This is a genomic window from Caulobacter sp. GW822-FHT07D08, from assembly GCF_058798735.1.
In genome coordinates this window covers 58,853-83,351 of the sequence record NZ_JBXAKU010000019.1, presented here as the reverse complement: position 1 = coordinate 83,351, position 24,499 = coordinate 58,853, and the positions used below count along the sequence as shown (strand labels likewise).

The window sequence follows — 24,499 nt, the reverse complement described above, 5'->3', positions numbered from 1 at the left end:
CTCATCGGCGGTCCGGCTCGGTGATCGAGGCAGTCGGTCCAGCCGCCCACTATCGCCCTGCCGCGGCCTGAGCTTGGTGCCAGCGCCAAGCGCTTGTGAGAATAGCGTCGAGATCACGCGACGGGCGCCAATCTAGTTGGTCTCGCGCTTTGGCGTTGTCCCCCACCAAGATCGGAGCATCGCCGGCGCGGCGCGAAGCCATTTGCACAGGCAGCGGTTTACCGGCGGCTCGCCCCACACCATCAACGAGCTCACGCACGGTCGTGCCCGTGCCAGTCCCGAGATTGTAGGATTCCGACGATCCGCCAGCGAGTAGTCGGCGCAGAGCCGAGACGTGAGCGTCGGCGAGATCCAGCACGTGGACGTAGTCGCGCACGGCCGTGCCGTCGCGTGTGTCGTAGTCGTCGCCGAAGATCGTGAAGTGCGAGCGCTGGCCGAGCGCCACCTGGATCGCCAGCGGGATGGCATGGGTCTCAGGCTCGTGCCATTCGCCTATGCGGCCCTCCGGATCGGCCCCGGCGGCGTTGAAGTAGCGCATCACGGCGCTCTTGAAGCCGACATAACGATCGTAGTCGGCCAGGGCCTGCTCAATCATCAGCTTACTGCGACCGTATGGGTTCAGCGGCGCCTGGGGATGATCCTCGGCCATGGGCAGGGTGACCGGATCGCCGAAGGTGGCGCAGGTCGAGGAAAAGACCATGGCATTCACGTCGGCTCGGCGGGCTGCCTCGATCAGGGCAATAGCGCCGCCGACATTGTTGTCGAAGAAGGCGCCGGGGTTCTTGACGGACTCGCCGACCTCGATGCGGGCGGCAAAGTGTAGGACAGCCACCGGCTTGTGAGCGGCGAAGACCGCGTCCAGGCGAACGCCGTCGCGGATGTCGCCTTCCTCCAAGGGCCCCCATTGAACATGCTCACGGTGACCGTTGGAAAGGTCATCGAACACTACGGGCGTAAACCCGGCAGCAGCCAAGGCCAAACAACAATGCGAGCCAACATAGCCGGCGCCGCCAGCCACCAGAACGGTTTGCATGAATTCCCCCAACCGCGACGAAGCCTACTCTTCCTCGTCGCCGATATCAGCGCCTAGTAGGCGTTCTCAGCCATCAGCAGATGGGGCACAGTCATCAATAAGATCTTGACGTCGCCGCTCAGCGTCCAGCGCTCGATGTACTCGTTGTCCGCGTCGATGCGCGCAGCCATCGCTTCGACCGCGCTAGTGCCGCCGCGCAGGCCCTTAATCTGGGCAAGGCCGGTCAGACCCGGCCGGGCGCGAAAGCGCAGATGATAGTTGGCGATCGCGGCGCCGTACTGCTCGTCATGAGCCAGCGCGTGCGGACGCGGGCCGACGATCGACATGTCGCCGCGCAAAACATTAATAAGCTGGGGAAGCTCGTCAATGCTGGTCTTGCGGATGATCTTGCCGAGCGTCGTGATCCGATCGTCGTCGCGCTTGGCCTGGACGACCTTCGAACCGTTCTCCTGACACCGCATCGAGCGGAACTTGAAGATCGTAAAGGCCTGACCGTTCAGCCCGCCGCGGGATTGCCGGAACAACACCGGACCGGGCGACTCGAGCTTGATCAGAATAGCGACGAGAGCGAGGAGCGGCGCGAAGAACAGCAAAGCGCCGCCCGCGACCAGAATGTCCATCGCTCGTTTTAGCGGATCTTTGGCGACCGGCGACGCTTTCACGGCGCAGGTTCGCTGATCCGCTGACGGATTAGAGGCTATCAGCACGTGGTCCCCACCAGTGTTATGTATCCGGGTCTTTGCCCGATGATTTAACAAGCCTTTACTAAATCAGCGTTCCGCAAACAACCGCCCTCAGTGGTTGTTAACCAACCTTTCTTCGCGGCGCGGCGATTTCTGCGCGTTCAAGTGACATTCTCAGCCCTAATGACGGGCGCCCGGGTGAATAATGACGACTTCAGCACGCTAAATCATCGAGCAGCGGCGCCTCCGACTGTGACGGAATGCACACGGTGAACGCTGCCGCGCCTCGCTGAACCGTCATAAGCGTCGCAAGAATATGCGACAGGTCTTTGCGCCCCCGCTCTTGAATGCCCCCAATACTCGGTAAACGGGAGCAGGCGGATAGGGACTGCGCGCATTGGCGAGCGGCCGATCCAGTAATGGCCGGGAACTGGTCGGCTCTGTCGGCGCCCCACAGGGGACTTAGGGCCAGCCCCCAGCGCGCTGCGAAGCGGCTTCCGCCCAGCTTCGGCCGACGTCGCTCGCGCGCCAGCGGACCTGCAGCCGGTTCCCCGCGAAGCCGCTCCTCCGCTTGCACCCCCGGTCTCGCCGACGGGCGTCGGGTTTCAGACGCGCCTTTTGCGTCCGCAACCCAACGACCGAAGGAGATCACAATGTCCAACGCAGCGGACCGGCTATCGCCCAGGATCTTTGTCGCTTGCCTGGCGGCCTACAATGCCGGCCGCCTTCACGGGGCGTGGATCGACGTCGAGGACGAGGAGACCGTCGGAGACGCCATCACAGCTATGCTCAACGCCTCGCCTGTCGCCGGCGCGGAAGAGTTCGCCATCCATGATCATGACGGCTTTGGCGGCGTGACCATCGGCGAGTACGAGGACATCGGGCGGGTCGTCGAAATCGCATCGTTTCTTCGCGAGCGCGGCCAGCTTGGCGCACTGGTGCTCGATCATCTCGGCGGGAACATCGACGAGGCGAGCGAGGCGCTCGACGACGGGTACCGAGGCGCGTTCGAATGTCTCGCTGACTACTTTCAGGAACTGACTGAAGAAACGGTCATGATCCCGGAGCCCCTCCGCCTCTATATCGACTACGAAGCCATGGCGCGGGACGCGGAGCTGAGCGGCGAGGTGTTCACGCTCCGGACGGCTCACGACAAGGTCCACGTTTTTTGGGCGCGATGAGGCGAAGGCGCTCAGAACAGGCCTTTGAATTCCGGATCACTGTAGTAGCGAACCTTCCGCGCCAGCGTCGGGTTCGCGCCAGGGCGGAGCAGGATCAGTGATCCACTATCCATCCGCATGACCTCGTCGGGCGTGACGAGATCGCGTCGCGCGAGATTGACGTTGGTCGAGTTGCCATGCGTGGAAAAGAGCTTGTCTCCGGCCTGCGTCTTGGACTGGCCGCTGGTGCTGTAAACTTCGGTCGTGACGCCCATCGATCGGGACACCCAGGTCGCCGTGTCGATGTCGGCGACATTGAACACCTGAATGACCCGAGCATTGGCTAGGAAGGTCCCGGCGTGATCGCCATAGGCGCTTTTGAGCTGATGAAGATCCTGCAGGATCGCCCAGATCTGAACGCCGTACCCGGCCATCAGCCCGAACGCCCGCTCCACCGGCTCCAGATGCCCGAGCGCCGCGAACTCATCCAACATCAACAGCACGGGCGGACCAGTGCGCTCCGCCCCAACCGGCCCGCGCGCCAAGGCGCCGATCGTTTGCACCACCATCAGCCGCAGCCAGCGCGCATGGGTTCGCAGCCGCTCAGGCGGCAAGACCAGGAACACGCTCACGAACCCGGTCCGCAATTGGCTCAGCGAAAAGTCCGACCGCTCCAAGACCCGCGCCATGCGCGGACTATCGAGGAAGTGCGTGTGCCGCTGAGCCGCGGACAACACGCCCGCAGCCTCGCGATCACTCTTGCCGAGATGACGATTGGCCGCGCGCGCGACCAGACCGCCGGCCGCGCCGCTGTCCTGCATCGCCTTCAGCATCTTGGCGAAGGCGTCGGGCGCAGCGGTAAGAAGATCCCGCACCGTCATCAGGCTGCGCTGGTAAACGGGCGCCGTTGTCACCACGTGGAGGATGACGCCGGAGATCAGCGCCCTGGCTTCCTCGTTCCAATGCGCCTCGCCAACTTGGTTCGGCGGGTCATAAACCAGCGCCTCGGCGATCGCCGCCACGTCGTCGACGAGGTCGAGGCTATCGGGGTCCAGCGCCGAGAGCGGATTGAACGCCGCGCACGGCTGACCCGATACGTCGAATGGGTCGAGCACGAAGACCGGCCCCATCCGCGCGCGCGCCGCCGCCGTGATGCGCGTGTTCTCTCCCTTAGGATCCACACAGAGAACCGAACGCCTCAGAGTGAGGAGATTGGGAATGATCGTCCCGACGCCTTTACCCGCTTGCGACGGCGCGATGGTCAGCAAGTGCGCCGGGCCGTCGTAGCGAAGCAGCTTGCCCCGCATCGAACGGCCGACGATCAGGCCCTCGTCGCCACCAAGCGTCCGGGCGATCTCGTCCTCGCGACTGAACCGGGCCGACCCATGCGCGTCGGAGACCGGGCCATCGGACCACCAGCGCCGCCACCGCAGAAAGCCGGCCAGGCCGCCCAGCAAGCTGGTGACGACCAGAACCGGAATGCTCACGCCAGACCCGACCGGCCCAACGGCGGCGATGACGGTGAGCACAAAACCGCCGATCAGCCGTCCGATGAACAGGCCAAGCAGGATCGCGCCAACCAGGGTGATGGTGCGGATCATGTCGCCGCCTCGCGCTTCGTCCGATCGCTCTGCGCATCGGCTTCAAAGACATGCCGCCCGCGATGCCGCCACCGCGCGAGCACGTCGGCGCGGCCGGCGTCTTGAAGCTGATCGGCAAGTTCGAGCAGCCCGCCCAACAGGGCGGCGCGGTCGTCGTCGGTAAGTTCGACGAGGCCGGCCTTGGTGACGAGGCCGCCAAGTTCGATCAGGTGATGTGTGCGCTCACGGCGCTGCACGACCCAGGCTCTCGTATCGAGGCGCGCGGCGACGGCTTCAGCCCGTCGCGCCAGCGCCAGGGTCTTGGCCAGCGCCCGCAGCGTCGCTAGCAGGCGCCGACGCCAGCTTGCGGCCGGCGCCCTTGCGAAAGAAGGCCTCGCCCTCCGACTTCCAGGCCTCCTTCGACTTGGCGTCCTTGGAGGCCTTCGCCGTCAGCAGCGCGCCCGCCAGGACTTCCGGGTCGAGTTCGTCGGCGCCCGTGGCGATGACGAGTTCGCCTAGTTGCCTGATCTTCTGGCTTTTGAGGTGTTTCGCCTTCGCCGCCAGAGCCTCCAGCTCGGCGTCGATGTCGCGGGGTTTGCGCATAACTCAAGGCCTCCTGCGATGGAGCCCGCCCCGTGCTCATAAATACCAAAGGTTGTAGCGATCGCGCAAGACGTTTAGTGTGCCCGCGTGCAGCAAGTCAGGCCGATCTGCGATCGGAGTGCGCGCTTATACGTCGTTCCGACGTGCACGAAGACGCGTTGCGTAGGGTTGAAGCTGAAGGAACGCCGATGGCGATCTATCACTTCTCAGCCAAGGTCATCAGCCGCGCCAACGGCTCCAGCGCGGTGGCCGCCGCCGCGTATCGCTCCGCCTCTCGCCTGCACGACGAGCGCCTGGACCGAGCGCACGACTTCACCAACAAGGCCGGCGTCGTCCATTCGGAGATCTTGGCGCCCAACGAGGCGGCCCGCACGGCGTGGCCCGATCAGACGAAACTCTGGAACGCGGTCGAGGCCGGCGAAAAGCGCAAGGACGCCCAGCTCGCGCGCGAAGTCGAGTTCTCCATTCCGCGCGAGATGGATCAGGCTCAGGGCATATCGCTGGCCCGCGACTTCGTGCAGCGCGAATTCATCGATCGCGGCATGGTCGCCGACCTCAATGTGCATTGGGATATCGCCGAAGACGGCGGCCCCAAGCCGCACGCCCACGTCATGCTGACCATGCGCGAGGTCGCGGTTGATGAAGACGGTGCGGCGCGGTTCGGCGCCAAGGTCCGTGACTGGAACAGCACCGAGCTTTTGAACCACTGGCGCGGCGCCTGGAGCGAGCACGTCAACGAGCGCTTGGCGCAGTTGGGGATCGAGGCGCGGATCGATCATCGCTCGTTCAAGGACCAGGGCATCGACCTGGAGCCACAGGACAAGATCGGCCCGGCCGGCTCGCGGCGTGACGATCGCGGGGAGAGCGCGCAGCGCGCTCAGGATCATCGCGAGATCGCCCGGCGTAATGGCGAGCGGATTATCGCAGAGCCGAGGATCGCCCTGTCGGCGATCACCCACCAGCAGGCGACGTTCACCGACCACGACCTCGCCCGGTTCGCCCATCGCCACAGCGACGGCAAGGACCAGTTCGACCAAGTCAGAAGCGCGATAAAGACCTCGCCCGAACTCGTCGCCTTGGGACGTGACGGCCAGGGCCGCGAGCGGTTCACCAGCCGTGAAATGCTCGACGTCGAACGGCGGCTGGAGCGGTCGGCGGAGGCCCTGGCCGAGCGGCGTGACCATGGTGTCAGCGCCGGCCGGCAGGACGCCGCCTTGGCCAAGAGCGCGGCGGCCGGGCTGACGTTGTCGGAGGAGCAGCGCGACGCCTTCATCCACGTCACCGGCCGCGAGCGGCTGTCGCTGGTCGTCGGTTACGCCGGCAGCGGCAAGAGCGCCATGCTCGGCGTCGCCAAGGAGGCCTGGGAGGCACAAGACTATCGCGTCCAGGGCGCGGCGTTGTCCGGCATCGCCGCCGAGAACCTGGAGGGCGGATCAGCCATCCCTTCGCGCACGCTAGCCAGCCTGGAATATAGTTGGGCGCGCGGTCGCGATCAGCTGTCCTCCAGCGACGTGCTGGTGATCGATGAGGCGGGCCTCGTCGGCTCACGGCAGATGCAGCGGGTTCTGGACCACGCCGAGAAGGCTGGAGCCAAGGTGGTGATGGTCGGCGACGCCGAGCAGCTTCAAGCCATCGAGGCCGGCGCGGCGTTCCGCGCTCTCACCGAGCGTCATGGCGCGGCCGAGATCAGCCAGATTCGCCGCCAGCGCGAGGACTGGCAACGGCAGGCCACGCGGCATCTGGCGACCGGGCGCACGGACCAAGCCCTCGCCGCCTATGAGGCGGCCGGCATGGTCCACGGCCATGACAGCAAGGACGCGGCGCGGGGCGCCGTGATCGACGGCTGGGCCAGCGAACGCCAAGCCGATCCGCAGGCCTCGCGGATGATGCTGGCCTATACCCGCGAAGACGTCGGCGCCCTCAACGCCCTGGCCCGCGAGCGCATGAAGGCCGACGGCGAGCTTGGGCCAGACCATGGCGTGAAGACCACACGCGGCATGCGTGACTTCGCCGCCCAGGACCGGGTGATGTTCCTGCGCAACGAGCGCTCGCTGGGCGTGAAGAACGGCACGCTGGGAACGGTGGAAACCATCAGCCAGGGCGCCATGGGTGTGCGGCTCGACGATGGGCGGCGCATCAGCGTCGATCTGAAGACCTACAACGATCTGGATCACGGCTACGCGGCCACCATCCACAAGTCTCAGGGCGTCACCGTCGATCGCACCCATGTCCTGGCCAGCGGCCATATGGACCGGCACGCGGCCTATGTGGCGCTCAGCCGGCACCGCGACGGGGTCGCGCTGCACTACAGCCGCCAGGACTTCCCCGAACGGCGCGACCTCGTGAGGACCTTGGGTCGCGATCGGCCCAAGGAGATGGCGCTCGACTATCCCAAGACATTCGCGGCGCGGCGGTCGATCGACGGCCCGGCCGATGGCGCCGGACGCGGCCGGTTCGCCGGGTTCAATCCGAAGCCGGCGCAGACCAAGACCCCCGACATCGCCAAAGACGACAGGGCCGCCCATCGCGCCGTTCGCGGCTACGCGGCGGCGGTGATGGATGTGCAGCGCATGCGGCAGGCCGGCTTGCCGATGCTGGAGCACCAGAAGCAAGGCCTGGAGCGCGGCGCTCAGGCCGTGGCGGGCCTGTGGCCCGGCGCGGCCAAGCACCTGGCCAGCGTGGTGGAGAAAAGCCCCGCGCTGCTGACGGCGGCGGCCCAGGGCCGCACCGGGCCGACCCTCGCAGCGATGAAGATGGAGCGGCTGGCGCCCGACAAGGCGCGCGGCGCGCCAGCCCAGGATTTGAAGAAGGGCATGGACCAGGATCGCGGGCGAAGCCCCGGCGACGAGCCCAGCAAGGACCGTGATCGCGGTTGGGAAAGGTAAAAGTGGCGTGACGGACGAGGCGTATGGCGATCCGGCCGAGGAAGCGTTTGGTCAACTGAGGACCGAGGTCGCCCTGTTGCGGCGGGCCGTCGAGGGCTTGGCGGCGGCGGAAGAACGCCATGAGCCGGTCGATTATGGTCCGACCTTGGGGAAGATGGCCGGGCAGCTCGCGGCGGTGGACAAGCGCTTCGAGGCCTTGGCGCAGTCGCCGTTGCTCAGCCTGACGCCGGCCCGTGTGGCGGGAGAGGTCCAGGCCGCCGCGACACGCGCCCGGCAGGAGGCCCAGGGCGACTGGTCGCGGGCGCAGCGCGGTTTGGACGATGCCGTGCGGGCGCTGGGCGAGGTCGTGCCGCGTCCGCGTGCGGCACGGGATCAGCGAAGGTGGGTGATCGCCGCCGGCGCCGGTGGCGTGATGGCAGGCATCGTCCTTTGGGTCGGGCTGTCGGGGCCGATCGCGCGCGCCTTGCCCGATCGCTGGCAGGTGGCCGAGCGGATGGCGGCGGCCACGCTGAAGCAGGATCGTTGGACGGCGGGCGGACAGATGATGCACGGCGTCAGCCCGCAGGATTGGGCTCGGATCGTTGAGATGTCGCAGTTCGAGCGGGACAATCGGGAAGCGCTGGAGGCCTGCCGGCTAGCGGCGGCCAAGGCCGGTAAGAACCAGAGCTGCAGGCTGGCTATTCGGCCTAACTGATCCGAGCATAGTCAGCCCTTCAGGCGGACACCGACTCCAAGCACGGCCGCTTCGTCTGGATCAATGAAGACGACGCCCGCGTCTTCCAGCGCCCGCCGCACGGCGTTGACGTTGACGGATGAGCTACGGCCAGGGCCGACATCGCTTTTTTCCATACGCCATATCGTTTGGAGGGAGACTCCCGACGCCTTCGCCAGTTGCTCACCGCTCCAGTCTATCAAAGACCGCGCAGCTCGGATTTGAGCAGCCGAGATCGGTGAAGTAGAATTTTCTGCCATATGGTAGTTTTTCTTTGACTTCAGACTGGTCGCGTGGTACAAAACCTCTAACATGCAGCCAGGGTTGTCGCCATGGACTCACGTCGAAAGACGGGGGGTGCGGTCGCGCGCCTGCCCGGAATGTCGAGACGCGCTGTTTTAGCCGGCGCCTCCGCCACACCGGTGCTTGCCGGACAGGCTGGCGCCGCCGAGAGCGATCCCACTATCGCTGCGAGCGAAAAGTGGCTCGCCATCGAGGCCGAACGCAATCGTCTGAGCCGCGCCTGGGGCCGATGCGAAGGCCAGCTGTTCGCCAAGTGCAACAGGCAGAACCTCTCCGCCGCTAGACGGAGCAACTTGCCCGAGGCGCGCAGGCTGGAGGAGATAGGCGCGCAGCTCGAAGCCCTGGATCTGGAAAGCGACGTGCTGCTCAAGGCCTTGCCGACCCGGCGGGCGACCAGTGCGGCGGCGGTAATCGCAAACCTTTCGGTCGCCGCTGCGCTGATCTACCCCGACGATCACCCCGAGGCGCACGACTTGATCGTCCGGGCGGTGCGAGACCTCCAGGTGTTGAGCCGTCCGACATGAGGAATGACGCGCTCCATCGGCGGCATCGCCGCAATGACCGCAACCTCGGCAGGGTGTTCATCCGCAACGCCGAGGGGTTCCTCAATGGCACGGATGAGCTTCTACCGCTGTTCCCCCACAACGCGCGCCATTTCATGGCCATCGCCGTCGAGCTGGCTCTGAAGGCCTATCTGCTGCACCGAGGGATCAGCGACGACTGGAACCGCATTCACGTCCGCCATGACCTCACCAAAGCCCTGAAGAGCGCCAAGCGCGCCGGCTTCTATGGGGCGCCGCCCGGGTTGGCCAAGATCGCGGCCGCGCTCAGCCCCTACTATAAAACCCACACCCTTCCAGATATGCCGGCCGACGTGCTTGCGTCGATCGATTGGCTAGACGCTCATCAGACCATCGCCAGCTTGCTCGCGGCGGTGCGTGTCGTCATTCCCCGAGACACTGCCTCGCCGCTGATGGAGGGCGCTCGGTGATGTGGCGTTTCCGCAGGCCGTGGTGGATGCACCGCGCCCAACGCTGGCGTTGGCGGTATTGGCGTCTCTGGATGGGCGGTAGTTTCGATACAAACGAGGCTTTGCAGGTCTGTGAGTATGCCGCCCTGCGCCTGGAGCCTCTAACGCGAGAAGTGTTCCTGCGCCATCGTCTGGATGATCAGGACTACCCCGCGATCGCGCGGTATCTCGGCATTTCGGTTTGCGAGGCTGAAAGGCGTCTGGCTCGCGCCGTCTATAGCTATTGCCAGACGATCGCCTTCATCGAACGTGTGCGACCGAAATGATGGCCTCATTGCCGGTGCCCCCACGCCCTCATTGCTATGGCTGAAACTCAGCGATGAAATCGAATCTCGATCACTTGCCTGACCGCCAGCAGCAAGAGCTGACCACCATCGTTGGGCACCTGCTGCGCGGTTTCGAAACGGCCACGGCCGGGGGAAGCTCGGTCTGGCGCCGCTACGCAAAGATCCACAAGATCATCCTGTTTGGGAGGTACGCCCGCGGCGACTTCGTGGATGAACCCGAGAACGGCTATCTGTCGGGCTTCGACATCCTGGTCGTGGTCAGCGACGGGAAACTGACCGACCTCGCCAACTTCTGGTACGAAACCGAACAGCGGATCAAGCACGATCCTTCCATCGGCCGCATCGTCAATCTGATGGTCAATGACCTAGCCTCCATGAACCGCGGCTTGGAGGCGGGTGTCCATTTCTTCCGCGAGCTCATCGACCAGGGCATCCTGCTCTACGAGGTCCCCGGTCACGCGTTCAGCCGGTTCAGGCCGCTTACTGCGAGCGCGGCCACGGACCTCGCGCGGAAGTATTTCCAGTGCCAGGCAAACTCGGTGAAGACCAAGCTGCATCTGGCCCGCTATGCAATCACCAGGGGTCAGGATCTGGACTGGCCCCAAACAGCCGCCTTCAATATTCACCAAGCTGTGGAAGCGACATATCTCGCCGTGCTGCTGGTAACCGGCTTTTACGCGCCACGCTCTCACAACATCGCTTTCCTGCGCGGCTTGGCGGAGGCCCAGGCGCCGGTGCTGGCTTCGGTTTGGCTACGTGAGTCCCGCGCTCTGCGAAGGCCGTTCGAAAAGCTCAGTCGCGCCTACGTCGACGCGCGCTACAATCAAGATTCATACAAGATAACGACGGCAGAACTAGAACATTTGCAGGAACGCGCCGACAACCTCTTTAGATCGAGCAGGGTCGTTTGCGGAGAGCGGCTGGCGCTGTTGATAGCCGAGACCTAGCATTCTTTTCGGAACCGAACTGGCCGACACGTGACAGAGCAACGATCAGTTCAGGTAACGCTTAGCGCGCTCATAGAGGCCTGCCGCAATGTCCATAGCGCCTTGTCGCTCTGCAGACCGACATGAAAGGCCAGATCGCACATATTCCGCTGCCAGAGTTCGCAACGCGCCGGGGTTATTGCAAATGTTTTCGCGATCCACAATTTCGTTTATCAGCGCCTCAAGCGCTTCGCGTTCCCCAGACGTCATGCTTTCCAATACCCAATCATAATGATCAGCCGATGGAGTGCGCATAATCTTGCCTCCTGTTCTTACGGCAATGGTTGATTGTCGCCGATCGGCGCGCAATTCCAGAGAAATACAGGGATCGTTCAATGGAGCCAGCTGATGCAAAAACTACTACTTGTGATCATTGGCGTCGCAGGCGTTTTGAAGGGTTGCGAGGATATTGCTTCCGCCCCGAGCCAGCGATGCGATCCAAAGAGAGCGAGCGTCGGCGCCAGAGCTGACCCCGGCCAAACGAAGTGGCAGGCTCCCGCTCTCCCCTAGCTAACGTCGGACTGGGCCGCTCCGTATCGGGCTGAGCAAGGTCCACCTTTAGCGCTTGCTGGCACCCACTTCCGCTTCCGGGCGTGGTTCCCATTTCTCCACTCGACCGAGGCTGTGTGAAAACGCGGCGGATAGCCGCCCGCCTCGATGAAGGCCCAGAAGACGTCGGCGAAGGCCGCGTCGAGCAACTCGACGAGCAGCACCACATCGAAGTCCTTGGTCAGCCGAAAGGTAAGACCGACCTCCTCCATCACCTGCTCGCACGCCACGCCGCCGACCAATACGTAGCGGTCGGCATAGTCGGCGAAGTGCTCGCGCCAACACTTCAGGCCTACGACCACGACATGTCCTCTAGGAGCTGCTCGGCGGCTTGGGCGACACGTTCGTCGGGGTGGTCGCGCGTGCTCAGGTATAAGGAGAGGCGGTCGACTACATTGCGGTCGGTGCGATCGGCCAGCGCCGCCGGGTCGTAGCTCCAGGTCTCGACCTCGTCGCCGGCCGGGTCTCCCGGCTCGCGCGCGATCAGGCCGTGGTCGCGGACCAGCTGGGGCCAGTTGGCGGCGGCGACGGCAAGTCGTTGGACGCGTGGCGACGCCAGCGGGGTATAAAGCGACAGGGCGCTCTCGCCCGCTACCCGGCCAGGGAAGTGCTGGGGAAAGGGGATACCGACAGTCCGAACCTTGCGCACGGGCGATTGCAGACGCGGCGCGGCGACCTCCCAAAGATCGAGGCCATGGCTGACGAACCTGAGAACCCTCTGCTTGCCGGTGCGCGAGGTGTCGGCCAGGCCGGCGGCCTGCAGTTCGTCGAAGGCCCGGCTCACGCTCATGGTGGCCACGCCATAGCGGGTGGCCAGGGCCGTTGCGCTGGGCGCTTCGGTCTCGCGCCGCAGGAGGGCGCCGATGACGATCATCTGGCTGGTAGGCGAAAACGTCTCGACGTCATGCACCGGCGCCCTGGGCGCCCGCTCGCGCAGGTCCATCAAGGCTTCGGGGATGTAGAGCTGCGCCCCCGGCACCAGGAACGCCAACCGCTGCTTCAGCAAGCTCAGGCGCCGCGATGGCGACAAGGTCTCAAACACCAACACCACTGTCGGGGTGTTGCTGCGCTCCCGGACGACATGAACGTGGCGGGCCAGCTCGTCGGCCGTCGCGCCCGTGGCCGCCCGGACGGCCATCAGCACGCAGGACCGCTCGAAGATCTCGGCGCGCCAGAGGGCGTATTGATCGGCTATGAAGAAGGGCAAGCCAGCGGGCTCGGCACGAACCAACCAAACGCTCGCGCCGAAGCTCTCCCGCAGATAGGCCTCAGCCTTCTCCGCGAGCTGCTGCTCCCACTTGTCTTTCCACGTCCGTAACATCACGTGCGAAATTAACATCACTGATGTTATCTTCAAGTGCACTGTTAGCGAACGAGCGACCCACGATGCTCTGTCGCAGGCTCGGATTGGCGACCGAAGCTTCGGCCGGAAAGAGTCGGAGCGACTCATCGAGACGGTCCGACGACTATCAGCGTCGAGTGCGGCCTCGACGAGTCTGACGACGCCTACCGCTACCTTCTCTGGACAGTCCGCGCCGAACGCGCGATTATGATTGGCAAAAGCCGCGCTTAGCACATTTTTCTAGCACAATCGGCTTTTTCCCAATAAAATCAACGATGTAACCGGACTTAAAATCCGTTGGAGCAATCCGTGTGGGTTCGAGTCCCACCGTCCCTACCATCGCCAACCATCCCGCCCTCTGGCCGGTTGAGGTCCGGGCGAGAAACCCGCGCCGCGCGATGTGACCGAAAGGCGTACGTCGGAAGGGCTTGCCCGCCCTGCGTGAATACGACGAACCGCATAGATTATACGTTTCTTGGGATCTCGACTCCGCTCAAGATCACGGAGGCTTTCGCGTATCGCCACTCGATGAGTCATTTCCTCCCCACCGTCGCGTCCGAGTTTGTGAGCATGGCTGAAGACAAGACCCCTGATCCCGTCGACATCCACGTCGGCCGTCGCCTGCGTATGCGTCGCAAGGATCTCGGCTATTCCCAGCAGTCGCTGGCCGACGCCCTGGGCCTGACCTTCCAGCAGGTGCAGAAGTACGAGGGCGGGTCCAACCGGATCAGCGCCAGCAAGCTGCACGCCACGGCCATGTTCCTGAAGACGCCGATCGGCTTCTTCTTCGAAGGCCTGGACGATCCCGAAGAGGCCGACACCACCGCCGCCGACCTGGCCAACGAGATGGCCGCGTTCTGGTCGCAGCCTGGCGGCCCGGACCTGGCGCGCTCGTATTTGGCGATCCCGTCGACGGGCATGCGCAAGCATCTGGTGGACCTGGCCAAGGCCATCGCCGGCGAGGAATAGGCGCTCCCCAGACGCCTTCTAGGCCGGATCCGCCAGCAGCTCGATATTCTGAGCCCCGGCCTCGGTCAGGGCGGCGATCAGTTCGGCGACCGCCACGTCCAGCTCGGCGGCGTCGCGACCGCGCAGGACGAGATTGGCGCCGTAGATGTCCGGCGGGCTGAAGAACGGGTAGCTGCCCAGCGACATGTCCGGATGGGCCTTGGCCACCGCTTCCAGCGGCGCGGCGATCGCGCCCTCGCCCGTGCCGGTCACCCGCACCGTCTTGGCCAGCACGACGGCGCCCGTGCGCAGGCGCGGCCCGACGTCCTCCAGCATGCCGCGCATGATCGCCGGCACGCCCGCCAGCACGAAGACATTGCCCTTCTGGAAGCCCGGGGGGCCCTGCACCGGGTTCTTCACCAGGCTGCCGCCCTCGGGCACGTGCGCCATGCGGCGGCGGGCGGCGTTAGGCTCGCCCCAGCGCTCGCGCAGCATGGCCATGATCTCCGGATGCTCGGGGGCCGTCACCCCGAACGCCTTGGCGATCGAATCGGCGGTGATGTCGTCGTGGGTCGGACCAATGCCGCCGGTGGTGATGACGTAGTCGTAGCGGGTCCGCAGCGCGTTGACCGCGTCGATGATCTCGCCCTCGATGTCCGGGACCACGCGGGCCTCGCAGAGGTCGACGCCGTAGGTGGCCAGGTACTTGGCGATGGCCGACAGGTTCACGTCCTGGGTCCGGCCCGAGAGGATCTCGTCGCCGATGATCATCACGGCGGCCGTCACGCGTTCGCCCGTTCCCGTTTGGGTAGCCGTCATCCGCTCGATCCCCTATGTCGCTTCGTTCCTACCGTTTCGACTTAGGCTCCGCATGCTGCTCCCGCAACCGCTCGTTCATGGTCGGCTGGTCAGCCGCTACAAGCGCTTCTTCGCGGACCTGGTGCTGGACGACGGCCGCGAGATCACCGCCCACTGCCCCAATCCCGGCGCCATGCTGGGCGTCAGGGAGCCGGGCCAGGGCGCCTGGGTGTCGTGGTCGGACGATCCCAAGCGAAAGCTGGCCTGGACCCTGCAATGCGTCGAACAGGACCATGCGCTGGTCGGGATCAGCACCCTGCTGCCGAACAGGCTGGTCGCCGAGGCGCTGGCCAATGGCGCCATCCCCGAACTGACCGGCTACGCGACCATCCGCCCCGAGGTGAAATACGCCCAGGCCAGCCGCGTCGACTTCCTGCTCACCCACGAGGACCGCCCGCCCTGCTGGCTGGAGGTCAAGAACTGTCACTTCAGCCGTTCGCCGGGCCTGGCCGAGTTCCCCGACTGCAAGGCCGAACGCTCGACCCGCCATCTGTCCGACCTCGCCGCCCAGGTCGCCGGGGGCTGCCGCGCCGTGGTGCTGTTCGTCGTCCAGCGCGAGGACTGCCAGACCTTCCAGGCCTGCGCCGACCTCGACCCGAAGTTCGCGGCGGGCCTGGACGCCGCGGCCAGGGCCGGCGTGGAGGTGCTGGTCTACGCCTGCGCCATGAGCACGGAGGCCGTGCGGATCGACCGCCGGATCCTGTGGACCAACGCTCACCTAACAGCGATTTAAGCTGCAATCCGCTCGCATTTCGCTACCCATTCCGGGCGCGCGAACTGAGGGGATCGCATGAAGACGAATGTCCTGGCCGCGGCCGCCCTGACGCTCGCCCTGTGTGGGTGCGGACCCAGCGAGCCCGGCAAGTCCGAGAGCGGCATGATGACGGGTCTGCGGGCGATCTTCGCCTTCAAGGCCTGCACCGGAAAGCTGGAGGATCGCTTCGGCCTCAAGACGATCTCTGGCGTCGCCTCCAACGACATGGACCCCGTCTCGACGGGCAAGCCTGGCGAATGGGACGTCAAGTTCACGGCGGACCTGACCGAGAAGGAGACCGGCCGGGTGACGCGTTACAAGGGCGTCTGCCACGTGCGCCGCGACAGGCCCACGACCCTGGACGCGGCCTTCGTCAAGGAGATCCGCCCGGCGACCGACACGGTGCGACGGATCAATCCTCAGTGAAGGGGGGCCATTGAAGGCGGGCTTGGGGTTGAAATCCGTGCTAGAATGGGCAGATACGCCCCTTCCGCCGACCAGATCGCCGCCCGCAACGCGGCGGCGACGCCCGAGTAGAGCATGACCCTAGACGACACCCTCGAGATCGAAGCCGAAACCCGCACGGGCCAGATCAAGATCCACACGGCCGCGGACTTCGAGGGCATGCGCAAGGCCGGCAAGCTGGCCGCCGAGTGCCTCGACATGCTGATCCCGCACGTGCAGCCGGGCGTGTCGTCCGACGAACTGGACCGACTGGCCCGCGAGTTCATCCTGGATCACGGCGCCCTGCCGGCCTGCCTGTACTATCGCGGCTATCCCAAGACGGTCTGCATCTCGCGCAACCACGTGGTCTGCCATGGCATTCCGGGCGAGTGGAACCTGAAGGAAGGCGACATCGTCAATATCGACGTCACCGTCATCGTCGACGGCTGGCACGGCGACACCTCGCGCATGTACGGCGTCGGCGAGGTGGGCCCGCGCGCCCGTCGCCTGGTCGAGATCACCTATGAGGGCATGAAGCGCGGTCTCGAGGCCGTGAAGCCCGGCGCGACGCTCGGCGACATCGGCAACGCCATCCAAAGCTATGTCGAGGCCCAGCGCTGCTCGGTCGTCCGCGACTTCTGCGGCCACGGCCTGGGTCGCGTCTTCCACGACGCCCCGAACATCCTGCACTTCGGCCGTCCGGGCCAGGGCGCGGTGCTGAAGCCCGGCATGTTCTTCACCGTCGAGCCGATGGTGAACCTGGGCAAGCCGGCCGTGAAGGTGCTGAACGACGGCTGGACCGCCGTGACCCGCGACAAGTCGCTGTCGGCCCAGTGCGAGCACTCGATCGGCGTGACCGAAGACGGCTACGAGATCTTCACCGCCTCGCCGGCCGGGCTGTTCCAGCCGCCGATCCTGGGCGCCTGATCGCGCTATGGGCGCATTATTGCGATAGACAATCTTTGCGAAGTTCGCAAAGCTCAGTCCATGACCGAGCTTGAGAGACGCAGACGATTTCAGCGCTTCATGTGCTGGGGCTACACGCCCTTCGTGGTCGGTTCCTGGCTGGTCCTGCGGGCCTTCCGGCTGCATGACGGCGTCATCTCGGTCTCGGGCTTCCTGTGGTACGCGGCGATCGCCGTGCCCGTCCTGGTCGTGGCGGTCTTCATCCCCTTCGCGGAGGATCGCCGGCTGCGTCGCCTCGCGGAAGAACGGCGGGCGCACCGTCAGCCCGCCCTGGTTCTCGACAGCTAAGCGGCGAGCGCATGGTCCAGGCGGTGTCGCTCAGCATCTCGGATCCTGAGCCGGTCGCGCCGGAGAAGCCGGCCCGCAAGTCCGCCCACGCCCATCACGCCGGCCATCGCGAGCGGCTGCGCCAGCGGGCCAAGGCGGGCGGCTTCGTCGCCCTGCCCGACTACGAGCTCTTGGAGCTCTATCTCTTCCGCACCTATCCGCGCGGCGACGTCAAACCGCTGGCCAAAAGCCTGCTGGCCCGATTCGGCTCGCTGGGCGGCGTTTTGGGCGCCACGATCGAGGAGCTGGCCACCGTGCCGGGCATCGGCGAGACGGCGGCCATGGATCTCAAGCTGCTGCACGAGGCCACGCTGCGAGCCGGGCGGGACAAGATCGTCAAACGGCCGGTGATCAGCTCCTGGAGCGCCCTGCTCGGCTATGTCCGAGTCGCCCTGGCCAATGAGTCGCGCGAACAGTTCCGCGTGCTTTTCCTGGACAAGAAGAACCAACTGATCGCCGACGAGGTGATGAACCGGGGCACGGTCGACCACGCGCCCGTCTATCCGCGCGAGGTCATGCGGCGAGCGCTGGAGCTGTCGTCCAGCAACATCATCATCCTGCACAACCATCCCACTCGCGATTTTTCGGTCACGCGCACCCCCATACAACCACGTTGATTTTGCTACATATTTTGCTTTTCAGAGCCGTCAGAATTCGGCATGCTGAGGCCGTTAAGAAGGGTTGATCCAGTCGCTTACGCCACCAATTACCGACCCCAGTAAGTGGCGACGACACCCGACTTACCAGCCATCGGGAGAGTCTCATGCCGAGCCTCACAGACGGCGCGCTCCGTCGCGCGCTCAAGGAAGTTGAACAGTCCCAGAAGGCGGTCGCGCTGGCTGATGGAGAGGGGCGTGGCACCGGCCGGTTGATCATCATGATTAGGCCGATGCCAACTCGCGTCACCGCCGATTGGATGGCGCAACAGTGGCGCGATGGCAGGCGTACTCGGCGAAAGATCGGCACTTATCCGTCGATGTCTCTGCGCGAAGCCAGGGAGGTCTACGAGCGTGACTTTGCCGACAGCATCCAAAAAGGACGCAGCATCAAAGTGGTGGGCGACACGCGCGCCGGCACCGTCGCTGACCTCTTCGAGGCCTATACGGGCCACCTTAAGTCATCGGGGAAGGCATCTTGGAAGGAGACGGAAAAGGGATTGAACAAGATTGCTGACACGCTGGGCCGCCATCGCCCCGCGCGCGACATCACGCCGGTCGAGATCGTCGATGTCATCCGTCCGATATATGATCGTGGGGCCCGTTCGATGGCCGACCACGTCAGAGGATATATCCGGTCGGCGTTCAGTTGGGGCCTCAAGTCAGAACACGACTACCGAAGCACAACGCCGCGGCGCTTCGGTCTAGTGCATAATCCTGCCGCCAGCATTCCAACTGAGCCTTATGTTCCCAGCAACCGATGGCTCGACGAAGAGGAGTTCCGTCGCCTCTATCGTTGGCTGGAATGCCCGGACACGCCGGTGCACCCGCCGTACACGCGTGCAGTTCGCCTGATCATGTTGACAGGTCAGCGCGTCGACGAGATCGCGCGCCTACACGTCGACCAATGGGACGCCAAGGAAAGGATCCTCGATTGGTCGAAGACCAAGAATGGCAAGCCACACGCTATTCCCGTACCCAATGTTGCGGCTGAACTCTTGGACGCGATTAAGCCGAACAGTTACGGCTGGCTCTTTCCCTCGGCGATGGACCCTAGCCGACCTGTCAGCCACCAGACGCTCTACAGCTTCATCTGGCGCCAGCGGGAGCGCGAGGTCATCCCCATAGTGACCAATCGGGACCTACGGCGGACCTGGAAGACGCTTGCCGGGAAAGCGGGTTTATCAAAGGAAATCCGCGATCGCATTCAGAACCACACGCTCCAGGATGTGAGTTCGAAAGCGTACGATCGGTGGAGCTACATGCCTGAGAAACGTGCCGCGATGAAGCAATGGGACAACTTCGTCCGCGGTATTATCAACCCTAAGCGTTCAAAACTGGTCGTGTGACGGGGGCTCGGTCGTGCGCGGGGCCTGGTCCTTGTCTTCGCCCTTCGGCGGCCTCGTCCATACCAACTGTGCGCTGACGCCGTCCTCATCCGGGAACAGCGCGGCCGACACGGGCGCGGGCAAGAACGGGTCGTCCAGACTCACCCTGAAGAAGCTGCGCGCGCGATCGGTGCCCCAGCGGGCTTCCCAGGCGTCGCCGACTCGGGAGCTTCCCACCATGACGCGAAACGCGGGGGCGTTGGGGCTGGCTCGATCGTCATTCGGAACGAACCGCACCTTGGCGTTGGCGACTAGCGTCCGGACTTCTCCTTCCCAGCCACCGCCGCGCGATGGTTTGAAGTTGCCGATGACCAGCTTGATCATGACTTCGCCTCCGGCGCCTTTGCACCGGCCGGTCTTGGGTCGAGCCCTTGGCGCTCGGCTAGCAAGGTCTTTCGGGCGGCGACGAACTCTCGATCGTTCAGCAGGAAGTGCTCGATCATCGAAGCGCCGAGATCCGCCGGGCTGGCCTCGACGCCGTTGCGGGTGTTGTAGATGGTCGCGTAGTCCCCCAGAGCGTCTTCGACGTCCGGCATGATGCTGAGCGTGAGCTTGACCGGAGTGCGGTTGGGCAACTTGCCTAGCTTCAGATCGGCCATGATGAACTCCTCTACAAAGCCCGCCAGGGGCGCAGGATCAGGTCCTTGTGGACGATGACGCGTAACGGCCAGCCGGGCCGGATGCGCAGGGTGGGTTGAACGTCGAGCTGTTTGCCGACGATCTGTTGGCCGGCTTGAGAGGCGCTTTGCTGGGTCGACTGCCGGATGGCGCGAACCAGATCGCTCTCGCCGTCACCAAGGTTCAGTTCCGTGCCGACGCCGAGCAAGGTCGAGAGCGCGACGCCCTTGAGAAGCTGCCAGGTGTGGAAATCCACTTGGTCGGCGAGCCCGGCATAACCCGCGGCATCCGTGGCCGGCAGGTTGTCCAGCTGGATCGAGGCGCCGTCGGGCAGAATGATCCTTTGCCAGACGAGCAAGGCGCGCCTCTGGCCGAAAGCGACCACGCTGTCGTAGCTGCCGATCAACCGCGCGCCCTGGGGGATCAGCAAGAAACGGCCCGTGGCGCTGTCGAACACGTTCTCTGTGACCTGCGCGATCACCAAGCCTGGTAGGTCGGAATTGAGACCCGTGATCAGGCTGGCGGCTATGACGCCGCCGGCCATCAGCTGATAGGGCGAGCGCGACGTCTCCAGTTGGTGCGGATTGTAGACGTCGCCGGCGCGCGGAGTGGCCTCCATGAACGCCGCCTTCTGGTCTTGGCCGTTGGGATCTCGGATCGCGGCCGCCGACGGGACCGGCACCGTCGGCACGGCGGAGGGGCCGACGAGATCGCCGGGCGCGATCGCCGCGTCGGTGCGACTGGCGACCTGCACCATGACGCCCGCCTCGCGAGCTTGACGGGCTTGACCAGCCCGTCGCTGACGCTCGGCTTCGACGGCTTGCTGAGCGGCGGTTGGCCGAGCCGATGAAGCGTTCGCGCGATCGCTGCTAACTACAAAACTGTCACGGCGCTGCTGGTCGATCACGGCCCGCCCCAGATCGCCGGGCAATGGCGGCCCCAGGCGAGGCGCCGCGCCAGATTGGGCATAGTCGCTCGGAAGCTGGCGGACGACCTCTGCCGGCGTCCCCCGATCCGCGGCCTGCGGCTCGTCGGCCGCTTTGGTCATCTGAAAGGTGCGCGGGCTAAGAGCGAACCACGCCAGACCCGACAGACCGATCGCGCCGATGGCCGCAGCTCCGATCATCAGCCCGCGCCGAAAGCGAACCACGCGTGGCGGCCGCGCGCGCAAACTCAGGGTGTCGGTCGCCACCTTAGACGGCGACATCGCTTCCGGCGACCCGCCGGGCGAGTCAGGATCCTGGGTCATCGCGCGCCTCCCCGGGACTGGCCGTCTGTCCGGGTAACCCGGACGACTTGCTGAGGCGCCTCGCCCATCCGCAGTTCGGCGGCGGCGAAAAGCCGATCGACGATGTAGCGGTTACCTCGGACGCGATAGTTGACCAGTTGGCTGTCGCCGAGCGGGCCCACGACGAAAAGCGGCGGGGCCTCGCCCTGGTCGAGACGATCGGGGAACTCGATGTAGACCTTCGAGCCATCGTCCCAGGCGCGCAGGGGTCGCCATGCTGGGCTGTCGCCGCTGATCGCATACCGGAAGTGCAGCGAGTCGATCGCGACGTGGTCCGCGACAGGTTCCGCTGCTGAGGCTTCCGCGTTTAGGCGTCGCAAGGCTAGGAGTCGGTCCTGGGGGTAGATCCAGGAAATCGCCGCCATGGCCGTGGCGTCGGTGCTTTCCAGCGCCAGGTGATAGGCGCGACGGTCGGTCGTGACGACCATGTTCGTGGAAAGCCCCGAGGCGAAGGGCTTGATCAGCACGTGCACCCGCTTGGACTGCCCGTCCCCGCTGGTCGTGTCTCCGATCACCCAGCGCACCGTGTCGCCGGCCGACACGGCGGTCAGTTGCTCGCCAGGTTCCAAGACGACATCGCTGACGCGTTCTGGAGCGGTGTAGAGGCGATAGAGCGCGCCCTCGGTCCAGGGATAGACCTGAACGGCGTTGATATAGCCGGCTGCGCTGGGCTCGCGCGTCGCGGCGCGATTGGCGGCCTCGACCCGCGCGCGCGGCGGCTGGGCCTCCGGCCGCGTGCTGGGCGCCGGCAGCAGCTGACCCGGAAGGGGCAGCGGCTTGGGGATCTCAACGATCTCGACAGGCTTCGGCGGTTCGGCCGCGACCTGGGCCGGTTTGAAGTCGGCGGCGTCGAAGGCGATGGTCGGCGGCGGGGTCTTGCCATTGGCGCAGCCGGCGAGCGTGGCGGCGCAGGCCAGCAGGATGGGGGTCCGGACATTCATGGCTGAAGGTCTCCTTGAACGGGTCCAACGATGGGCGGGGAAGGCATCGAAGGCGCAGCGGTCGGCGCCGGCGCCGCGGCCGGACGGGTCTCGGCCTCCTGCGCCCAATCGACGGCGTCGACGAACAGGCCGAGGGGGTTGCGCTCGAGTTCGGCGCGGGTCTTGGGCTTTTGCCGAACCAGGGTCAGGATCGCTGTCCAGCGCTCCGACTTGGCCAAGCTCCCGCGCTCGAATGTCCTCTCTTCCCATTTCACCTGGAACGACGTGGGCGAGGCGCGGACCACGCTGATCACCTGAACCGACACGCTGCGCGATCCGATCTGGGTGAAGGGGTCATTGGCGCGCGCGTGGGCGTCCAAGAAGGCGTCGCCGCGCCCAGACGCCAGGTCGTAGGCCTCAAGCCAGCGCTGGCGCACAATGACCGGATCCGTCGATAAGGACCGGACATCGGTGATGAACCGGCGCAGCTGGCCGGCCAAGACGGTGTCGTCCGGCCGATAGTCTTGCTCAGCCGGACCGACGGCCCTTGCTTGGCCGAGGCGATCGACTTCGACCACATAGGGTTCGATACGGCTTTGAGCCGACTGCCAGATCGCGCCGCCGGCCAGGATCGACGCCAGAGCGAGACTGCCGAAGAACGCCAGGCGCCAGCTGTGCGCCTGGGCGCGGGCCGAGCCGATGCGCTCGTCCCAGAGCTGGCCGGCCTTCTGGTAGGGCGTCACGGGATCCGGCGTCTGGCCGTAGCGCTGAGGCGTGCGAGTAAAGCGCATGGCTTAATCCTCCTTACTGCTGAGATCGGGGTTGGCCGAGCCGCCGGGCCGATCGCCGTCCTTGATGGTCTGCAACACGGCGTGGCGGCGGACATGAGCGGACTGGGCCGATTGCAGCTGGCGCGCCCACGCCGGCGGCGCGGTGCCCTGCCCGCCGGTGGCCTCGGCGCCCGAGGCGGCCGGCGACGGCGCACCCGCCACGGGACTCGAGCCGCCCGTGGCCCGCCAGGCGCCGGCGCGGCCGCGCTGCGCGCTGTCGGAAAGCGAGCTGGCGGCGCGGCCAGCCATGTCTCGGAACGGCTGACTCGCGGCGCCGGCGGCCGCGCGCGCCACGCCGCTCAGGCCTGACGCGACGCCCGCCGCGCTGCTGGCGCCCGATGTGGCCTGACGCAGCTGGTAGGCGGCGCTGGCCGCCGAACCCATCGCGGTCCCGGCGCGAACCGCCGCGAGACCGCCGGCTCCCGCCGCGCCCAGAGCCCGAGCGCCCAACATCGCGCCGCCGCCCACGAGCATGGCCGCGCCGGCCGCCGTTCCCACCGCCGCGCCGGCGCCCAGTTGTGGAGCGCCGGACACCAGGCCTGAAGCGATGCCGGGACCGAAGATCGAAAGGCCGGCCAGCGTCAGGGCGCCGAGCACTAGGGTCATGGCGTCGCCGAGATCCGGATCCGGACCGAGCGTGGCGACGAAGGCGTCGAAGAAGCCCGCGCCGATGCCGACGATCACCGCCAACACCATCACCTTCACGCCGCTGGAAATGACATTGCCCAGCACGCGCTCGGCCAGGAAGCTGGTCTTGTTCCAGAAGGCGAACGGGACAAGCACGAAGCCCGCCAGGCTGGTCAGCTTGAACTCCAGCACCGTGACGAAAAGCTGAATGGCCATCACGAAGAACGCCAGGACCACCAGCACCCAGGACAGGGCGAGCAGCGCGATGGTCACCGCGTTGGCGACGACTTCGGGCCAGCCGGTCAGTTCGCTGGCCTTGGCGATCAAGGGGTGGGCGGCGGTGAAGCCGATGCTGGCCAGCTTGCCCGGCCGCAGTAAATCCTCGGCGCTGACCCCGCCTCCTCCGGCGGTCAGGCCAAGGCCCGCGAACGACCGGAAGATGATCTCGCTGAGCGTCTTGAAGTTGCCGAGGATGAACGCGAAGGCGCCGACATAGAGCACCTTCTTGATCAGCCGGCCCAGGACGTTGTCGTCGCCTTCCAGCGCCCACCATAGCCCCGCCAGCGTGACGTCGATGGCGATCAGGGTCGTGGTCAGGAACCCGACATCGGGACCCAGCAGGCCAAAGCCGCTGTCGATGTAGGCGCTGAAGGCCGCCATGAAGCGGTCGATGATGTTGAGGTCCGGTGCGGGGTCCACGGGCGTGGCCTTTCGCTGCCTGG

At 65.7% G+C, this 24,499-nt stretch carries 30 protein-coding genes; 14 read left to right on the top strand and 16 right to left on the bottom strand.

Features of this window, described 5'->3' with window-relative positions:
• Positions 1-49 precede the first annotated feature (49 nt).
• Together galE and AC1RJ9_RS24175 are read right to left on the bottom strand one after the other, a co-directional pair.
• Positions 50-1,033, bottom strand: coding sequence for a UDP-glucose 4-epimerase GalE (gene galE / locus AC1RJ9_RS24180; RefSeq protein ID WP_492840511.1), 984 nt, complete (start codon positions 1,031-1,033; stop codon positions 50-52).
• 53 nt (positions 1,034-1,086) lie between these two features.
• Entirely contained in the window at positions 1,087-1,740 is a 654-nt protein-coding gene (locus tag AC1RJ9_RS24175) for an exopolysaccharide biosynthesis polyprenyl glycosylphosphotransferase (protein ID WP_492840513.1), read from the bottom strand.
• Positions 1,741-2,369: 629 nt separating this feature from the next.
• Between AC1RJ9_RS24175 and AC1RJ9_RS24170 the strand changes: the two genes are divergently transcribed.
• On the top strand, positions 2,370-2,897 hold the full coding sequence (locus AC1RJ9_RS24170) for an antirestriction protein ArdA (RefSeq protein WP_492840515.1): 528 nt from the start codon (positions 2,370-2,372) through the stop codon (positions 2,895-2,897).
• 11 nt (positions 2,898-2,908) lie between these two features.
• Here the strand turns inward: AC1RJ9_RS24170 and AC1RJ9_RS24165 are convergent, their stop codons facing one another.
• Genes AC1RJ9_RS24165 through AC1RJ9_RS24155 form a run of 3 tightly spaced genes read right to left on the bottom strand, consistent with a single transcriptional unit; the run spans position 2,909 to position 5,059 of the window.
• Positions 2,909-4,477: a type IV secretory system conjugative DNA transfer family protein gene (locus AC1RJ9_RS24165; protein ID WP_492840517.1), complete on the bottom strand. Its 1,569-nt coding sequence runs from the start codon at positions 4,475-4,477 to the stop codon at positions 2,909-2,911.
• A complete protein-coding gene (locus tag AC1RJ9_RS24160; protein WP_492840519.1) occupies positions 4,474-4,713 on the bottom strand; it encodes a conjugal transfer protein TraD in 240 nt (79 codons plus the stop codon). Before AC1RJ9_RS24160 ends, AC1RJ9_RS24165 begins: the two co-directional genes overlap by 4 nt.
• 37 nt (positions 4,714-4,750) lie before the next feature.
• A complete protein-coding gene (locus tag AC1RJ9_RS24155) occupies positions 4,751-5,059 on the bottom strand; it encodes a conjugal transfer protein TraD (RefSeq protein ID WP_492840521.1) in 309 nt (102 codons plus the stop codon).
• Positions 5,060-5,247: 188 nt separating this feature from the next.
• Between AC1RJ9_RS24155 and traA the strand changes: the two genes are divergently transcribed.
• Both traA and AC1RJ9_RS24145 read left to right on the top strand, forming a co-directional pair.
• Complete coding sequence (traA, locus tag AC1RJ9_RS24150; RefSeq protein ID WP_492840523.1) at positions 5,248-7,944, top strand: Ti-type conjugative transfer relaxase TraA; 2,697 nt, start codon at positions 5,248-5,250, stop codon at positions 7,942-7,944.
• A gap of 7 nt (positions 7,945-7,951) precedes the next feature.
• Positions 7,952-8,638: a DUF6118 family protein gene (locus tag AC1RJ9_RS24145; RefSeq protein WP_492840525.1), complete on the top strand. Its 687-nt coding sequence runs from the start codon at positions 7,952-7,954 to the stop codon at positions 8,636-8,638.
• An 11-nt stretch (positions 8,639-8,649) separates the two neighbouring features.
• Here AC1RJ9_RS24145 and AC1RJ9_RS24140 read toward each other — a convergent pair whose 3' ends face one another.
• Positions 8,650-8,793: a hypothetical protein gene (locus tag AC1RJ9_RS24140; protein WP_492840527.1), complete on the bottom strand. Its 144-nt coding sequence runs from the start codon at positions 8,791-8,793 to the stop codon at positions 8,650-8,652.
• A 195-nt stretch (positions 8,794-8,988) separates the two neighbouring features.
• On the opposite strand from AC1RJ9_RS24140, the gene AC1RJ9_RS24135 reads away from it, so the two are divergent.
• The 4 genes from AC1RJ9_RS24135 to AC1RJ9_RS24120 all read left to right on the top strand — a co-directional run bounded on the left by AC1RJ9_RS24135 (position 8,989) and on the right by AC1RJ9_RS24120 (position 11,223).
• Positions 8,989-9,483 carry a hypothetical protein gene (locus tag AC1RJ9_RS24135; RefSeq protein WP_492840529.1) on the top strand — a complete coding sequence of 165 codons (495 nt, stop codon included), beginning with the start codon at positions 8,989-8,991 and terminating at the stop codon, positions 9,481-9,483.
• A complete protein-coding gene (locus AC1RJ9_RS24130) occupies positions 9,480-9,950 on the top strand; it encodes a HEPN domain-containing protein (protein WP_492840531.1) in 471 nt (156 codons plus the stop codon). The genes AC1RJ9_RS24135 and AC1RJ9_RS24130 overlap by 4 nt, the downstream gene beginning before the upstream one ends.
• Positions 9,951-10,021: 71 nt before the next feature.
• Positions 10,022-10,255, top strand: a complete 234-nt coding sequence (locus tag AC1RJ9_RS24125) for a sigma factor-like helix-turn-helix DNA-binding protein (RefSeq protein ID WP_492853314.1) — start codon at positions 10,022-10,024, stop codon at positions 10,253-10,255.
• Positions 10,256-10,308: 53 nt separating this feature from the next.
• Positions 10,309-11,223: a HEPN domain-containing protein gene (locus tag AC1RJ9_RS24120; protein WP_492840535.1), complete on the top strand. Its 915-nt coding sequence runs from the start codon at positions 10,309-10,311 to the stop codon at positions 11,221-11,223.
• 45 nt (positions 11,224-11,268) lie between these two features.
• Here AC1RJ9_RS24120 and AC1RJ9_RS24115 read toward each other — a convergent pair whose 3' ends face one another.
• The 3 genes from AC1RJ9_RS24115 to AC1RJ9_RS24105 form a co-directional block, all read right to left on the bottom strand.
• Entirely contained in the window at positions 11,269-11,616 is a 348-nt protein-coding gene (locus AC1RJ9_RS24115; protein ID WP_492840537.1) for a hypothetical protein, read from the bottom strand.
• Positions 11,617-11,768: 152 nt separating this feature from the next.
• Entirely contained in the window at positions 11,769-12,113 is a 345-nt protein-coding gene (locus AC1RJ9_RS24110) for a hypothetical protein (RefSeq protein WP_492840539.1), read from the bottom strand.
• A complete protein-coding gene (locus AC1RJ9_RS24105; RefSeq protein WP_492840541.1) occupies positions 12,104-13,018 on the bottom strand; it encodes a hypothetical protein in 915 nt (304 codons plus the stop codon). The genes AC1RJ9_RS24110 and AC1RJ9_RS24105 overlap by 10 nt, the downstream gene beginning before the upstream one ends.
• A 705-nt stretch (positions 13,019-13,723) precedes the next feature.
• Between AC1RJ9_RS24105 and AC1RJ9_RS24100 the strand changes: the two genes are divergently transcribed.
• Positions 13,724-14,122: a helix-turn-helix domain-containing protein gene (locus AC1RJ9_RS24100; protein ID WP_492840543.1), complete on the top strand. Its 399-nt coding sequence runs from the start codon at positions 13,724-13,726 to the stop codon at positions 14,120-14,122.
• 18 nt (positions 14,123-14,140) lie between these two features.
• Here AC1RJ9_RS24100 and AC1RJ9_RS24095 read toward each other — a convergent pair whose 3' ends face one another.
• Positions 14,141-14,920 (bottom strand): competence/damage-inducible protein A, encoded by a 780-nt coding sequence (locus AC1RJ9_RS24095; protein ID WP_492840545.1) that lies wholly within the window; start codon positions 14,918-14,920, stop codon positions 14,141-14,143.
• A 52-nt stretch (positions 14,921-14,972) separates the two neighbouring features.
• On the opposite strand from AC1RJ9_RS24095, the gene sfsA reads away from it, so the two are divergent.
• From sfsA to AC1RJ9_RS24065, 6 genes are all read left to right on the top strand, one after another.
• Positions 14,973-15,692, top strand: a complete 720-nt coding sequence (sfsA, locus tag AC1RJ9_RS24090) for a DNA/RNA nuclease SfsA (protein ID WP_492840547.1) — start codon at positions 14,973-14,975, stop codon at positions 15,690-15,692.
• 57 nt (positions 15,693-15,749) lie between these two features.
• On the top strand, positions 15,750-16,139 hold the full coding sequence (locus AC1RJ9_RS24085; RefSeq protein ID WP_492840549.1) for a hypothetical protein: 390 nt from the start codon (positions 15,750-15,752) through the stop codon (positions 16,137-16,139).
• Positions 16,140-16,253: 114 nt separating this feature from the next.
• Entirely contained in the window at positions 16,254-17,084 is an 831-nt protein-coding gene (gene map, locus AC1RJ9_RS24080) for a type I methionyl aminopeptidase (RefSeq protein WP_492840551.1), read from the top strand.
• Positions 17,085-17,144: 60 nt separating this feature from the next.
• A complete protein-coding gene (locus tag AC1RJ9_RS24075; RefSeq protein ID WP_492840553.1) occupies positions 17,145-17,411 on the top strand; it encodes a hypothetical protein in 267 nt (88 codons plus the stop codon).
• Between the two features lie 11 nt (positions 17,412-17,422).
• A complete protein-coding gene (locus AC1RJ9_RS24070) occupies positions 17,423-18,067 on the top strand; it encodes a JAB domain-containing protein (RefSeq protein ID WP_492840555.1) in 645 nt (214 codons plus the stop codon).
• Positions 18,068-18,213: 146 nt separating this feature from the next.
• Positions 18,214-19,455 (top strand): tyrosine-type recombinase/integrase, encoded by a 1,242-nt coding sequence (locus tag AC1RJ9_RS24065; RefSeq protein WP_062093984.1) that lies wholly within the window; start codon positions 18,214-18,216, stop codon positions 19,453-19,455.
• Here AC1RJ9_RS24065 and AC1RJ9_RS24060 read toward each other — a convergent pair.
• Genes AC1RJ9_RS24060 through trbL form a run of 6 tightly spaced genes read right to left on the bottom strand, consistent with a single transcriptional unit; the run spans position 19,438 to position 24,452 of the window.
• Positions 19,438-19,818, bottom strand: a complete 381-nt coding sequence (locus AC1RJ9_RS24060) for a DUF736 domain-containing protein (RefSeq protein WP_062093985.1) — start codon at positions 19,816-19,818, stop codon at positions 19,438-19,440. The two genes, AC1RJ9_RS24065 and AC1RJ9_RS24060, sit on opposite strands and share 18 nt — an antisense overlap.
• On the bottom strand, positions 19,815-20,093 hold the full coding sequence (locus AC1RJ9_RS24055; RefSeq protein ID WP_062093986.1) for a DUF2274 domain-containing protein: 279 nt from the start codon (positions 20,091-20,093) through the stop codon (positions 19,815-19,817). Before AC1RJ9_RS24055 ends, AC1RJ9_RS24060 begins: the two co-directional genes overlap by 4 nt.
• 11 nt (positions 20,094-20,104) lie before the next feature.
• Positions 20,105-21,361 (bottom strand): TraB/TrbI/VirB10 family type IV secretion system protein, encoded by a 1,257-nt coding sequence (locus AC1RJ9_RS24050; RefSeq protein ID WP_062093987.1) that lies wholly within the window; start codon positions 21,359-21,361, stop codon positions 20,105-20,107.
• A complete protein-coding gene (trbG, locus tag AC1RJ9_RS24045) occupies positions 21,358-22,341 on the bottom strand; it encodes a P-type conjugative transfer protein TrbG (RefSeq protein ID WP_062093988.1) in 984 nt (327 codons plus the stop codon). Before trbG ends, AC1RJ9_RS24050 begins: the two co-directional genes overlap by 4 nt.
• Positions 22,338-23,111: a conjugal transfer protein TrbF gene (gene trbF, locus AC1RJ9_RS24040; RefSeq protein ID WP_062093989.1), complete on the bottom strand. Its 774-nt coding sequence runs from the start codon at positions 23,109-23,111 to the stop codon at positions 22,338-22,340. Before trbF ends, trbG begins: the two co-directional genes overlap by 4 nt.
• A 3-nt stretch (positions 23,112-23,114) precedes the next feature.
• The gene (gene trbL / locus AC1RJ9_RS24035; RefSeq protein ID WP_255357738.1) at positions 23,115-24,452 is read right to left on the bottom strand and encodes a P-type conjugative transfer protein TrbL; all 1,338 of its coding nucleotides are present in this window, start codon (positions 24,450-24,452) and stop codon (positions 23,115-23,117) included.
• Positions 24,453-24,499: the final 47 nt, after the last annotated feature.